Annotated in this window: 14 protein-coding genes; 6 read left to right on the top strand and 8 right to left on the bottom strand. The window is 53.7% G+C overall.

Annotation, left to right across the window (positions count from 1 at the left end; genetic code table 11):
• The first annotated feature begins 28 nt into the window (after positions 1-28).
• Both galR and KE671_RS03380 read left to right on the top strand, forming a co-directional pair.
• Positions 29-1,057 carry an HTH-type transcriptional regulator GalR gene (galR, locus tag KE671_RS03385; RefSeq protein WP_206161705.1) on the top strand — a complete coding sequence of 343 codons (1,029 nt, stop codon included), beginning with the start codon at positions 29-31 and terminating at the stop codon, positions 1,055-1,057.
• 13 nt (positions 1,058-1,070) lie between these two features.
• Complete coding sequence (locus KE671_RS03380; RefSeq protein ID WP_206161916.1) at positions 1,071-2,084, top strand: LacI family DNA-binding transcriptional regulator; 1,014 nt, start codon at positions 1,071-1,073, stop codon at positions 2,082-2,084.
• Between the two features lie 69 nt (positions 2,085-2,153).
• On the opposite strand, the gene lysA is transcribed toward KE671_RS03380, so the two are convergent.
• A complete protein-coding gene (gene lysA / locus KE671_RS03375) occupies positions 2,154-3,416 on the bottom strand; it encodes a diaminopimelate decarboxylase (RefSeq protein ID WP_206161704.1) in 1,263 nt (420 codons plus the stop codon).
• 117 nt (positions 3,417-3,533) lie between these two features.
• Here lysA and KE671_RS03370 point away from each other — a divergent pair, with 117 nt between their 5' ends.
• Entirely contained in the window at positions 3,534-4,469 is a 936-nt protein-coding gene (locus KE671_RS03370; protein WP_206161703.1) for a LysR family transcriptional regulator, read from the top strand.
• Here the strand turns inward: KE671_RS03370 and KE671_RS03365 are convergent.
• The gene (locus KE671_RS03365) at positions 4,456-5,148 is read right to left on the bottom strand and encodes an aspartate/glutamate racemase (RefSeq protein WP_206161702.1); all 693 of its coding nucleotides are present in this window, start codon (positions 5,146-5,148) and stop codon (positions 4,456-4,458) included. The two genes, KE671_RS03370 and KE671_RS03365, sit on opposite strands and share 14 nt — an antisense overlap.
• A 141-nt stretch (positions 5,149-5,289) precedes the next feature.
• Here KE671_RS03365 and KE671_RS03360 point away from each other — a divergent pair, with 141 nt between their 5' ends.
• Positions 5,290-5,616 (top strand): cupin domain-containing protein, encoded by a 327-nt coding sequence (locus KE671_RS03360; RefSeq protein WP_206161701.1) that lies wholly within the window; start codon positions 5,290-5,292, stop codon positions 5,614-5,616.
• 57 nt (positions 5,617-5,673) lie between these two features.
• On the opposite strand, the gene kduD is transcribed toward KE671_RS03360, so the two are convergent.
• The 4 genes from kduD to KE671_RS03340 all read right to left on the bottom strand — a co-directional run bounded on the left by kduD (position 5,674) and on the right by KE671_RS03340 (position 9,878).
• Positions 5,674-6,435, bottom strand: a complete 762-nt coding sequence (kduD, locus tag KE671_RS03355) for a 2-dehydro-3-deoxy-D-gluconate 5-dehydrogenase KduD (RefSeq protein ID WP_005123393.1) — start codon at positions 6,433-6,435, stop codon at positions 5,674-5,676.
• A gap of 55 nt (positions 6,436-6,490) precedes the next feature.
• Positions 6,491-7,327 carry a 5-dehydro-4-deoxy-D-glucuronate isomerase gene (gene kduI / locus KE671_RS03350; RefSeq protein ID WP_042288966.1) on the bottom strand — a complete coding sequence of 279 codons (837 nt, stop codon included), beginning with the start codon at positions 7,325-7,327 and terminating at the stop codon, positions 6,491-6,493.
• A gap of 385 nt (positions 7,328-7,712) precedes the next feature.
• Positions 7,713-8,891, bottom strand: a complete 1,179-nt coding sequence (locus tag KE671_RS03345; RefSeq protein ID WP_206161700.1) for an acetyl-CoA C-acetyltransferase — start codon at positions 8,889-8,891, stop codon at positions 7,713-7,715.
• 102 nt (positions 8,892-8,993) lie between these two features.
• Positions 8,994-9,878, bottom strand: coding sequence for a LysR family transcriptional regulator (locus tag KE671_RS03340; protein ID WP_206161699.1), 885 nt, complete (start codon positions 9,876-9,878; stop codon positions 8,994-8,996).
• A gap of 101 nt (positions 9,879-9,979) precedes the next feature.
• Here KE671_RS03340 and KE671_RS03335 point away from each other — a divergent pair, with 101 nt between their 5' ends.
• Together KE671_RS03335 and KE671_RS03330 are read left to right on the top strand one after the other, a co-directional pair.
• Positions 9,980-10,435, top strand: coding sequence for a multidrug/biocide efflux PACE transporter (locus KE671_RS03335; protein ID WP_102603643.1), 456 nt, complete (start codon positions 9,980-9,982; stop codon positions 10,433-10,435).
• A 142-nt stretch (positions 10,436-10,577) separates the two neighbouring features.
• On the top strand, positions 10,578-11,807 hold the full coding sequence (locus KE671_RS03330; protein WP_206161698.1) for an amino acid permease: 1,230 nt from the start codon (positions 10,578-10,580) through the stop codon (positions 11,805-11,807).
• A 29-nt stretch (positions 11,808-11,836) separates the two neighbouring features.
• Here the strand turns inward: KE671_RS03330 and KE671_RS03325 are convergent, their stop codons facing one another.
• Together KE671_RS03325 and KE671_RS03320 are read right to left on the bottom strand one after the other, a co-directional pair.
• Positions 11,837-12,307, bottom strand: a complete 471-nt coding sequence (locus tag KE671_RS03325) for a hypothetical protein (protein ID WP_206161697.1) — start codon at positions 12,305-12,307, stop codon at positions 11,837-11,839.
• On the bottom strand, positions 12,294-13,013 hold the full coding sequence (locus KE671_RS03320; protein WP_206161696.1) for a winged helix-turn-helix domain-containing protein: 720 nt from the start codon (positions 13,011-13,013) through the stop codon (positions 12,294-12,296). Before KE671_RS03320 ends, KE671_RS03325 begins: the two co-directional genes overlap by 14 nt.
• Positions 13,014-13,113: the final 100 nt, after the last annotated feature.

The raw sequence follows: 13,113 nt of genomic DNA, 5'->3' as shown, positions 1-13,113 counted from the left end.
TAAGCGTTTACCCACAATAGGTACTGTCATGGCGACCATAAAGGATGTAGCCCGACTGGCTGGTGTATCAGTCGCCACCGTTTCCCGCGTCATCAATGATTCCCCCAAAGCCAGCGAGGCGTCACGCCTGGCGGTGACCAGTGCGATGGAGTCGCTCAGCTACCACCCCAATGCTAACGCGCGCGCGCTCGCACAGCAGTCCACCGAAACCATAGGTCTGGTGGTTGGCGATGTTTCTGACCCGTTTTTCGGCGCGATGGTGAAAGCCGTTGAACAGGTCTCTTATAACACCGGCAATTTTTTACTGATTGGCAACGGCTACCATAATGAACAAAAAGAGCGTCAGGCGATCGAGCAGCTTATTCGTCACCGCTGCGCGGCGCTCGTCGTTCACGCCAAGATGATACCGGATCCCGACCTGGCATCATTAATGAAGCAAATTCCCGGCATGGTGCTCATCAACCGGATCCTGCCCGGTTTCGAACAGCGCTGTGTGGCGCTGGACGACCGTTATGGCGCCTGGCTGGCAACCCGCCATTTGATCCAACAGGGCCATACACGCATAGGCTATCTGTGTTCGAATCACTCCATTTCGGATGCGGAAGATCGTCTCAAAGGCTATTACGATGCTCTTGAAGAGAGCCATCTCCCGGTCAACGATCGCCTTGTAACGTATGGCGAACCCGACGAAAGTGGCGGTGAGCAGGCGATGACTGAACTGTTAGGCCGCGGCAGAAACTTCACCGCGGTGGCCTGTTATAACGATTCCATGGCTGCTGGCGCGATGGGCGTGCTGAATGATAACGGCGTGGACGTCCCGGCGGAGATCTCGCTGATCGGCTTTGATGATGTGCTGGTTTCGCGCTACGTTCGCCCACGCCTGACCACCGTGCGTTATCCTATCGTGACGATGGCGACACAGGCCGCAGAACTGGCGCTCGCGCTGGCGGAAAAGCGCCCACTACCCGATGTCACCCATGTTTTCAGCCCTACGCTGGTCCGTCGCCACTCTGTGACGACGCCAACGGAGCCGGGCAATGCGTCATCAAACGAGTAATCAGGATCGCGTCATGATAACAATGCTGGATGTTTCCCGTCGTGCCGGTGTCTCGAAAGCCACCGTTTCTCGTGTGCTTAACGGCACCGGTCAGGTCAAAGAAAGTACGCGTCAGAAAGTGTTTAAGGCGATGCAGGCGCTGGATTATCGTCCGAACTTTCTGGCTCGCTCGCTGGCTAACCGAACCAGCAACAGCATTGGGTTGGTCGTATCGACCTTTGATGGCTTCTACTTTGGTCGCCTGCTACAACAGGCTTCGCGGCAGACTGAATCTCACGGCAAACAGTTGATTGTCACTGACGGTCACGATACGCCAGAGCGCGAACAGGAAGCGGTGCAGATGCTGGCCGACCGGCAGTGTGACGCCATCATTCTCTACACCCGTTATATGAGCGAAAAGGCGATCCTGGCGCTGGCGGATTCGATTACGATGCCGTTGATTATCATCAACCGCGACGTCAGCCTCGCCCGCGAACGCGCCATCTTTTTTGAACAGGAAGACGCGGCATTTCAGGCGGTGGATTACCTGATTTCCCAGGGACACCGCGAGATTGCCTGTATTACCGTGCCGGGACACACGCCGACCGGGAAGTCGCGTCTGATGGGCTACCGTAAGGCGCTGGAGAAAAATGGCATCGACTGGGATCCGGCAAAGGTGAAATATGGTGATTCCAGCATGACGCGCGGCTATGACGCCTGTAATGAACTGCTACAGGAAGGGGTGACGTTCAGCGCCCTGTTTGCCTGTAACGACGACATGGCGCTGGGTGCGTCGAAAGCCCTGCACCAGGCCGGGCTTAACATTCCGCAGGATGTATCGCTGTTTGGGTTTGACGATGCGCCGAGTGCAAAATGGCTTGAACCGGGATTATCGACGGTTTATCTCCCCATCGACACAATGATTACCACGGCCATCGACCAGGCAATCCGCATGGTCAATGGCGAAGAGGTCGAGCCGATCCCGCCCTTTACCGGCACGCTGGTGTTGCGCGACTCGGTGACCACTGGGCCGTATTTTAACAAATAATCATAATGTTATCTGCGCAACGCAATGCCTGATGGCGCTTCGCTTATCAGGCCTACAACCGTGTTCGGCTTAAAGTAATTCCAGCGCTAACAGCTCTTCAATGGTCTGGCGACGGCGAATCAGCCGCGCCTGACCGTTGTCAAATAACACTTCCGGCAGCAGCGGACGGCTGTTGTAGTTTGACGACATCGAGGCGCCGTATGCGCCGGTATCATGCAGCACCAGATAATCTCCCGGCGCCACCGCTGGCAGCGCGCGGGTTTCCACCTTGCCGCCCTCCTGCTGGGTAAAGACGTCGCCGGATTCGCACAGCGGCCCTGCGACGACCGTGTCGACTCGTGGCGCGTTCTCCAGTGAACGGCCATCCGCCGCCAGCGCGGTAATATGGTGATAACTGCCATACATTGCCGGGCGCATCAGATCGTTAAAGCCGGCATCCACCAGCACAAAATGACGACTGCCCATCTGCTTCACGCTGCGTACCTGGGTGACCAGCACGCCAGACTGTGCAACGAGAAAACGTCCGGGCTCAATTTCCAGCTTCACATGATGTCCCAGATGACGAGCGATCTGCTCGCGCGCGGCATTCCACAAGCCAAAGTAATGCCGGGTATCCACCGCCTCTTCGTCGTCGTGATAAGGAATCGACAGGCCGCCACCGGCGGAGATCGCCTCCAGATCCTGACCAAAATCCACCACCTGACGCACCATCGCACCGCACACCTGTTCCAGATGACCATAGTCAACGCCAGAACCGATATGCATGTGTATGCCCGCCAGCTTCAGTTGATGACGGTGCATCACCGCCAGCGCCTGCGGCAAGTCGGTATGCCAGATACCGTGCTTACTGTTTTCGCCGCCGGTATTGGTTTTCTGACTATGACCGTGACCAAAGCCAGGATTGACGCGCAGCCAGACGCGATGGCCCGGCGAGACCAGCCCAAGCTGATCGAGCATATCGACAGAGCCGGCGTTGACCGGTATGCGTAATTCGCTGACGCGGGCCAGGGTGGCGTTATCAATCACATCGGCAGTAAACACGATGTCATCCGGATGCGTATGCGGATCGTATCCCGCCGCCAGTGCGCGTTCGATTTCGCCTAATGACACGGAGTCCACTTTTACGCCCTGCTCGCGCATTAAACGCAGAATATGAATATTGGAACAGGCCTTCTGCGCGAAGCGCACCACATCAAACTGCTGTAACGCCGCAATCTGGCGACGCACGATCTGCGCGTCGTAAACCCAGACCGGGCAACCAAATTCGGCTGGCAATCTGAGCAGGTTTTCCGCGGTGAGATCGGTATCGGTGTAATACAGTGAATGAGGCATAACGGACTCCGGATATGACGTTTTTTATGATTACGCCACAGTGCGAAGAGAATAAAAAATATCGTTTTATACCGACTCTATGCAAAAATGATATGGTTATTATCAAGCGAGGTGACTATGGCTACCGTCAACTTACGTCATATTGAAATCTTTCATGCGGTCATGACCGCCGGAAACCTGACCGAAGCCGCGCGATTGCTGCATACGTCACAGCCCACCGTCAGCCGAGAACTGGCGCGCTTTGAAAAAGTGCTGGGATTGACGCTGTTCGAGCGCACGCGCGGTCGCCTGCATCCGACGGTTCAGGGGTTACGCCTGTTCGAAGAGGTCCAGCGCTCCTGGTATGGGCTGGATCGGATTGTCAGCGCGGCGGAAAGCCTGCGGGAGTTTCGCCAGGGGGAACTGTCGATAGTCTGCCTGCCGGTCTTTTCGCAGTCGCTGCTGCCCGCGTTGATTCAGCCGTTTCTCGCCCGCTATCCGGACGTCAGCCTGAACATTGTGCCGCAGGAGTCACCGCTGCTTGAAGAATGGCTTTCTGCCCAGCGCCACGATCTGGGGTTGACGGAAACACTGCACACGCCTGCCGGTACGGAACGAACGGAGCTCTTCTCGCTCGATGAAGTCTGTGTGTTGCCGCCGGGGCATCCGCTGGCGGAAAAGCCGGTGTTAACACCGCAGGATTTTCAGGGGGAGAACTACATCAGCCTGTCGCGCACGGACAGTTACCGGCAACTGCTGGATACCCTGTTCACTGAGCACGAGGTTAAACGGCGGATGGTGGTGGAAACGCACAGCGCGGCGTCAGTGTGCGCTATGGTACGCGCCGGAGCCGGTCTTTCGGTGGTAAACCCGTTCACCGCGCTGGATTATGCGGCGAGCGGCGTGGTGGCGCGCCGTTTCAGTATTTCCGTGCCGTTTACCGTCAGCCTGGTCCGTCCTATCCACCGACCCGCTTCCGCGCTGGTCGAGGCCTTCAGCCATCATCTGCAAACCCGCCATCACCTTCTGGTGACGGCGCTGGAGCAGATCCTCGGGCCGGTTACGACAGCATAAACGTCACAGCATCAGCGGCATGGATCGCGGCGGTGTCAAACACCGGAATCGGACTACGCTCTACCGGTACCAGCAGGCCGATCTCAGTGCAGCCAAAAATGACGCCCTCAGCGCCTTGCGCCGCCAGACGTTCAATCACTTCGACATAGTACTGACGCGAGGTCTCGGTAAAGTGTCCGAGGCAAAGCTCATCAAAGATTACCTGGTTGATCTTCGCCCGCGCATCCGCATCGGGTATCAGGCACTCAATGGCAAACTGCCGTTCCAGACGGCCGCGATAAAAATCCTGCTCCATGGTGTAACGCGTTCCCAACAGCGCAACCCGGCTCATTCCCTGCGCAGAGATGACGCGCCCGGTCGCATCGGCAATATGTAAAAAAGGCAGCGAGCAGCGCGATTCGATGGCCTCCGCCACTTTGTGCATCGTGTTGGTACATAAGACGATCCCTTCCGCTCCCGCCTGCTGTAACCCAAGCGCGGCCTGCGCAAGAATATCCCCGGCTTTGTCCCACTCACCGCGGCTCTGACATTCTTCGATCTCATGGAAGTCAACGCTGTGCAATAGCAGGCTCGCAGAATGAAGTCCACCCAGTTGCCGTTTGATCCCTTCGTTAATTAACCGATAGTACGGGATCGTCGATTCCCAACTCATCCCGCCTAACAAACCGATCGTCTTCATTACCTGCTCCTTCATCAGTGATTTACAGCAGTGAAACAAACTTGTGATCAAGTTTCCAGTTCATTTGATCTGCCGTTTTCTTTGCCACGCGACTGAGTTAGCTTTAATGAAACATTGTTTCAAACACTAACAGGATCCCACATGTTTGTTTTCCATAACAAGACGACGCTTGAAGATCTGGGCAATGGCGTCACCCGCCGCATTCTCGCGCATAACGGTAAAATGATGGCTGTCGAGGTTAACTTTGAACAAGGGGCGATCGGCCCGCTGCATCACCATCCGCATGAGCAACTGACCTACGTGTTATCCGGTGAATTTGAATTTACTATTGGTGACGAGAAGCAGGTGGTACGCGCGGGGGATACGTTGTATAAGCAGCCGAATATTGTGCACGGCTGTGTCTGCCTGAAGCCGGGTACCCTACTGGATACCTTTACGCCGGTGCGCGAAGATTTTCTCACCGCCTGATTTCAGCAATAAAAAACCCTGCGCGATGGCAGGGTTTTATCAGCAAGTGGTAGCGAATTAACGCGCCAGCCAGCCGCCATCAACCGCCACGGTGTAGCCGTTAATGTAATCAGATGCGCTGGAAGCGAGGAAAACCACCGGCCCCATCAGATCGCTCGGCAGACCCCAACGACCTGCCGGGATACGATCGAGAATTTCAGCGCTACGCTGCTCATCGGCACGCAGTTGCTGGGTATTATTGGTCGCCATGTAACCCGGTGCGATCGCGTTGACGTTGATGTTGTGCTTCGCCCACTCGTTCGCCATCAGACGGGTCACCCCCATTACGCCGCTTTTGGAAGCGGTGTAAGACGGGACGCGGATACCGCCCTGGAAGGAAAGCATGGAGGCAATATTGATGATTTTGCCGCCATTACCCTGTGCAATAAAGTGTTTGGCCGCTGCCTGAGACATAAAGAACACGCTCTTAATGTTCAGGTTCATCACGTCATCCCAATCTTTTTCGCTGAAATCGATCGCGTCTTCACGACGAATCAGACCGGCGTTGTTCACCAGAATATCAATATGACCGAACTCAGCCACCGCGCGCTCCAGCAGTGCCGGGATCCCGTCGATCTGACGCAGATCGGCGGTCAGGCTCAAAAAGCGACGGCCCAGAGCGGTTACACGCTCGATAGTTTCGGTCGGTTCAACGATATTAATCCCGACGATATCGCAGCCGGCTTCTGCCAGACCGAGCGCCATGCCCTGGCCCAGACCGGTATCACAACCGGTCACGACAGCGACTTTACCTTCGAGAGAGAATGCGTTCAAAATCATTGTAAATCCTTAGTTTTTCATACCTGTCACGGACAGGCGTTATGAGCGCCCGCGACTAGCGCAGATCTTTCACCGCAACGTGGTCCATATCATCAAAGACCTGGTTTTCACCGACCATGCCCCAGATGAAGGTATAGGCTTTTGTGCCCACCCCGGAGTGGATCGACCAGCTTGGCGAAATGACCGCCTGTTCGTTGTGCATAACGATATGACGCGTTTCCTGAGGCTGACCCATCATATGGAAGACGCAGGTGTCTTCTTCCATATTGAAATAGAAGTACACTTCCATACGGCGTTCATGGGTATGGCACGGCATGGTGTTCCACAGGTTACCCGGCGCCAGTTCGGTAAGGCCCATGCTCAACTGGCAGGTTTCCAGCACATCCGGCACGAAATATTTATTGATCGTGCGACGGTTGCTGGTGAGGTTGTCACCTAATGTCACAGGCGCAACATCAGCAGGCGTCACTTTTTTGGTTGGATACGTGGTATGAGCCGGTGCGCAGTTGTAGTAGAACTTGGCAGGCGTTGCGCTATCGACGCTGGCGAAGACCACTTCTTTTGCCCCTTTACCGACATACAGCGCGTCACGGTGGCCGATCTCATAGCACTGACCGTCGACGGTGATAGTGCCTGCGCCGCCGATGTTGATCACACCCAGTTCACGGCGTTCAAGGAAATAGGTGACGCCAAGCTGTTTTCCGACTTCACCGCCGACGGAGACCGTTTTTGCTACCGGCATAATGCCGCCGACGATAATACGGTCAATGTGGCTGTAAACCATCGTGTATTCGTCAGCCACGAACACTTTCTCAACCAAAAACTCCTTGCGTAGCCCCTGGGTATCCAGTGTTTTGGCGTGCGCGCTGTGAATACTTTGTCTTACGTCCACATTTACCTCCAGTGATGTACTGAGCGGGAATCCCTCAACGGAGAGCGAAACGCTGTTCCGTTTTACGTTATGCGCCCATGATAGTCTTCCGGGAATCCGTTTTCAATTACAAATAAAACATCGTTTCACTTTTTCTGCATCTTATTATCAAAAGTGTAATTCCGATCACGATCGATTGATTACATGATTCATGTCCAAAGAAAAACTATTTAGAAAAACAAGGAAATAGAATTTCATCCTGCGTTTGTAATACCTGAACTTCCGCGCAAATAGCGCTCAGGTCATTCGTTTAACGCGAAAATCAGACGGAAGGCGAAACAAAGCACAGGCATGCCGTCACGATTTATCGTGCGGCATAACAGGGGGGAAAAGGGAAAAAGAAGCGTTAATCGCGCTCGATGGCTAATGCCACGCCTTGCCCGCCGCCAATACACAGCGTTGCCAGACCTTTGCGAGCATTACGTTTGACCATTTCGTGAACCAGAGAAACCAGAATACGACAGCCGGATGCGCCAATCGGGTGACCAAGGGCGATCGCGCCGCCGTTGACGTTCACCCGGCGCTCGTCCCACTCCAGCATTTTACCCACCGACAGCGCCTGCGCCGCATAGGCTTCATTTGCTTCAATCAGATCCACATCGGCCAGTTGCCAGCCGACCCGCTCCAGACAACGGCGAGTGGCATACACGGGAGCGATCCCCATCAGCGCAGGATCCACGCCGACGCTGGCAAATGCGCGGATGCGCGCCAGCACGGGCAGATTCAGCTCCTGTGCTTTGGACTCGCTCATCATCATTACCGCTGCCGCGCCATCATTTATTGAAGAGGCATTGCCTGCGGTCACCGACCCCAGCAGTTCGAAAGCCGGATCCAGACGCGCCAGGCCTTCTGCGCTGGCATCGGTTCGCGGCTGCTCGTCGGTATCAATTATCACAGTTTGCCCATTACGCTGGGTTGCGACCGGCACGATTTCCGCTTTAAACCGACCGGCATCAATGGCCGCGCGTGCCTTTTGCTGCGAACTGAGCGCATAAGCATCCTGCAATTCGCGACTGATGCCATATTCCCGCGCCAGATTCTCTGCGGTCACGCCCATATGGTAATCATTGAAGGCATCCCATAACCCGTCATGCACCAGGCTATCGACAAGCTGGCTGTTGCCCAGCTGCGCGCCGGTTCGACTGTCGGTGAGGACATGCGGCGCGCGACTCATGTTTTCTTGCCCACCGGCAATCACGATGTCCGCTTCGCCACACTGGATCGCCTGCGTGGCGAGATGCAGCGCTTTCAGCCCGGAGCCACAGACGTCGTTGATGGTGATCGCCGAAACGGTGTTCGGTAATCCCCCTTTGATTGCTGACTGACGCGCCGGGTTTTGCCCCGCTCCCGCCGTTAGTACCTGTCCGAGGATCACTTCATCAACGGCGTGCGCGCTCACACCGCTACCGTCAATCAACGCTTTGACCACGATACTGCCCAGTTCGACAGCAGAATGGCGCGCCAGTGTTCCCTGGAAGCACCCAATTGGCGTACGTAACGCCCCGACGATCACCACCTCTTTCATTACGACCTCAGCGCAAAATATCACCGCAATAGTAGAGGATTGTTAAAAATAGTTATCCTGATTGTTTAAGAAAGGTGAGTTTTATCACAAAGGAAATCGTTATTACACCTCGCAGCCCGGGGCGCTGCCTTGTTGTAAATGGTATCTCAGCCAACTCCCCGCCACACCAGGCGGGGATTTTTTGTTCCAGAGCAGATCGATCGCGATAGCTTTCGGCCATCCCGGGACATCCAGTTGCACCAGCGGTTTTTCCGCTGCGAACTCCTCCACTAATGCGCAAGGAAGCGCGCACCAGCCAAACCCCTGTACCGCCATACTCAGCAACAGCAAATAGTTCGGCGCGGACCACACCGGACCACGGGCAAGCTGGGCGCCATGATCGATATAGGTGTTAAGACGTAATTCTCGCCAGGTATGCAGTTGATCCCACTGAAGTTTCTTCTCTTTCGCCAGCGGATGAAAAGCGCAAACGTAGAGTCCCATCCACGTTTGCATCGGCAAGCGCGTCGCACCGATATCAGTGGGATAGTGGTCTCTGGCTTCAATCAAACCGACCTGCGCTCGCTCTTTTTGCAGCAGATCGATGACGTCCACATCCTCCCCAATCAGACACTCAAATTCGGTATGCGGAAACTGGCGATCAAACTGCACCATCAGTTCCTCCAGCACGTCGGGGTGCAGTGTGTCGGAGAGTACAAACGTCAGACGCGTTTCGGTCTCACCGGTCAGCGAAAGTGCCACCTCATCGAGCCGATCGCTGGCCGACAATATCGCCTGAACGTAGCCAAGTACTTTCTTTCCTTCTTCCGTTAGCACCGGCTGACGGGCGGAACGATCAAAAAGCAGAACACCAAGGTCGGCCTCAAGGTGGGCAATCGCCGTGCTGATGGTGGACTGACTTTTCCGCAGTCTGCGTGCCGCCGCTGAGAAGGAGCCACAGGAAACGGTCTCGACAAATGCGGTTAACGCTTCGGGTGAGTAACGCATGAACTATCTACTTTATCGATGGATTCTATCTTTTAGATATCACATAAAGCGATAAAATTCCCGCTATTCCGTTATCCGGGCGTATTAAAGAAAGGTAAGTTATGCAACACAATGCGGTTCAACGTCGTTCGTTACTGGAGCGTGTCTTCCACGCCGTCTGTTTTGAAGGTATTGCCACGGCGATCCTCGCCCCCACCACGGCCTGGTTGATGCAACGATCGGTGCTGGAAATGGGCGGACTGACGATCCTGCTGGCGACCACGGCGATGATCTGGAACATCATCTACAACGCGCTGTTTGACCGTTTCTGGCCTTCACATCTGGTGAAGCGAACGGCGAAAGTACGTGCGTTTCACGCGCTGGGGTTTGAAAGCGGCTTTATCGTCATCGGCGTGAGTATTGTGGCGTACGTGCTGAACGTAAGCCTGATACAGGCCTTTACGCTGGAGATCGGTTTCTTCCTGTTCTTCCTGCCCTACACCATGTTCTACAACTGGGCTTATGACACGTTGCGCGTACGCGTCGTGAAGCGTCGCGAACAGCGCGTGACTGCCTGATAACCCACACGTTTGCCGGGATCCATGCGGTTCCGGCAAGACCCGTTGCTACCCATTCTCCCGTTCAGTTCTCACGCCCGCCCGCTCATTTATGGTAAATTGCGCTTCTTTTTGTTTATTTTATAGTTGATACGTTCAAGAAATGTCGAAAATTTGGTCAAAAGAAGAGACGCTCTGGAGCTTTGCGTTATATGGGACTGCCGTGGGCGCAGGGACCCTGTTTCTCCCCATCCAGCTTGGCTCCGCGGGCGCGATTGTACTGTTTGTCACCGCTCTGGTCGCCTGGCCTCTCACATACTGGCCGCATAAAGCTTTATGTCAGTTTATTCTCTCGTCGAAAACGTCTGCGGGAGAAGGGATCACCGGCGCGGTGACGCACTATTATGGTAAGAAGATCGGCAGCCTCATTACCACGCTGTACTTTATTGCCTTTTTCGTGGTGGTCCTGATTTATGCCGTCGCCATCACCAACTCCCTGACAGAACAGTTAGCCCGTTATCTTGAGATTAGCCTCGGTATCCGCATGGGAGTCAGCCTTGGCGTGGTATTAATCCTGAACCTGATTTTCCTGATGGGCCGCCATGCGACCATTCGGGTGATGGGCTTTCTGGTGTTCCCGCTGATCGCCTATTTTTTATTTCTCTCGCTGTATCTGACCGGTAGTTGGCAACCCGCATTGCTCACCGGACAAATGGCGTTCGATCAGCACACGTTGCATCAGGTATGGATCTCGATTCCGGTGATGGTTTTTGCTTTTAGCCATACGCCTATAATCTCCACGTTTGCTATCGACAGACGTGAGAAATACGGTGAGCTGGCCATGGGTAAATGCAAAAAAATCATGAAGGTAGCCTATCTGATCATCTGCTTAAGCGTGCTGTTCTTCGTCTTTAGCTGCCTGTTGTCAATTCCGCCCTCTTACATCGAAGCGGCTAAAAACGAAGGCGTCACCATTCTTTCGGCATTATCCATGATGCCTGCCGCCCCGGCCTGGCTCTCGATTTCAGGCATCATCGTCGCCGTGATAGCGATGTCGAAATCCTTTCTCGGCACTTACTTTGGCGTTATCGAAGGGGCTACAGAGGTGGTCAAAACCAGTCTGCAACAGATTGGGGTGAAGAAAAGCCGTGCCTTTAACCGCGCGCTGTCCATCATGCTGGTATCCGCCATCACCTTCATTGTCTGCTGCATCAACCCGAATGCGATCTCGATGATTTACGCCATCAGCGGGCCGCTCATCGCCATGATTTTGTTCATTATGCCGACCCTGTCGACATACCTGATCCCAGCACTAAAACCGCACCGATCGCTCGGCAATCTGATCACCCTGATTGTCGGCCTGTTGTGCGTGTCAGTGATGTTCCTTGGTTGATATCGGAGTAGACGGCTCGTTCGGGCCGTTTACTCCGTGCTGCGACATAACAGTGACGGCGCGCCTACTGTAGTAAAGGCCCACCCTTCCTGATAACGTTTAATCAATAGTGAGAAAGAAGCGCGATCGGAGAGATAAAACGAAGGCAATGACCGGTGGCCTTTTTTCGCCTCTAAATTGTCACTTGGGAACCGCACGAGATTATTGGTGCTAATAATGTAATTATCACGCATCTTGTAATACGTGAAATAGACAATCCGACTAATTTTATAATTATCATCTTCCGGCGTATGCAATTCACCGGTGATCGTGACGACTCCCTGATTATTTTGCATCTGATAGACAACGTCTCCCCGGAACGCCTCATTATTAACTTCCCATACCACTCGTCCCTGACAATCAATGCTGTTTTTCACTTTATGGAAATACCAATAACCTACACCGGCTAACGTCACCATTACAATCAGCAAAGCGAATATTAAAATTTTAATTTTCATCATTAATTGAGTACCAGGTCGTACATTTTGTCTGAGGGTGTTCTCTTATATCTAGCTGACATGCAACGGCCGCAATATTCTTCGCACTATTCATTCCCGAGAGATACACATATTTATGATTCTGACAGATATCCGGATGTCTCGTCAGGAATACCGCATAGCGAGTATTTAACGTGCTTCGACCTTTCAGTAACAGAGTACAGGATGAAAAGGAAGTGTTATCAATAATGGCATAAGAAGAGAACAGCGATTCGGCCGTCGGATAAAACAGGCCCAAAGAGACGCCGACACCGATCAGCAATACGGAGAGCATGATAATCCCTAACTTCAGTGTGGTCTTTGAAGGCTGCTGTTTACGCGGTGCCGCCATCATCGCTGGTATGCTGGTGACGCCTTCCGTCTCCTCCGTTCCCACCTTATCAACCGATTCCGTCTCGGTCTGTTGAATATCCGCAGTCATTATCATACCGCGTCGGGCAACCGTTCTAATCAGATCGCGCGGCAACCCGACATCAGTTAATGCATTTCGGAGCATAAGCACCGTCTGATATAACGTATTGACGGAAGTGATAGCGTTTTTATCTCCCCATCCCGCCTTAACGAGTTGAGCTTGTGGAATAACAACCCTACTATTTAAAAGGAGATGTAAAAGTATGAAACTCGCAGGGTTTTGAAGAATGACCGTTTTTTGCGTATTTTTATTCGTCAATGTTCTGTCACCCGGGTGAAAGTCAACCAGGTTATTAATTGTGTATATTGTTGTGTGTGTGTACTTCTCAAGCACTGTGTGCATTCTCGCATTTACATGA

The organism is Citrobacter amalonaticus, from assembly GCF_018252635.1.
Classification (GTDB): Bacteria; Pseudomonadota; Gammaproteobacteria; order Enterobacterales; family Enterobacteriaceae; genus Citrobacter_A; species Citrobacter_A amalonaticus_E.
The sequence above is the reverse complement of the archived record's forward strand: the minus strand, read 5'-3'. Positions and strand labels throughout refer to the sequence as shown.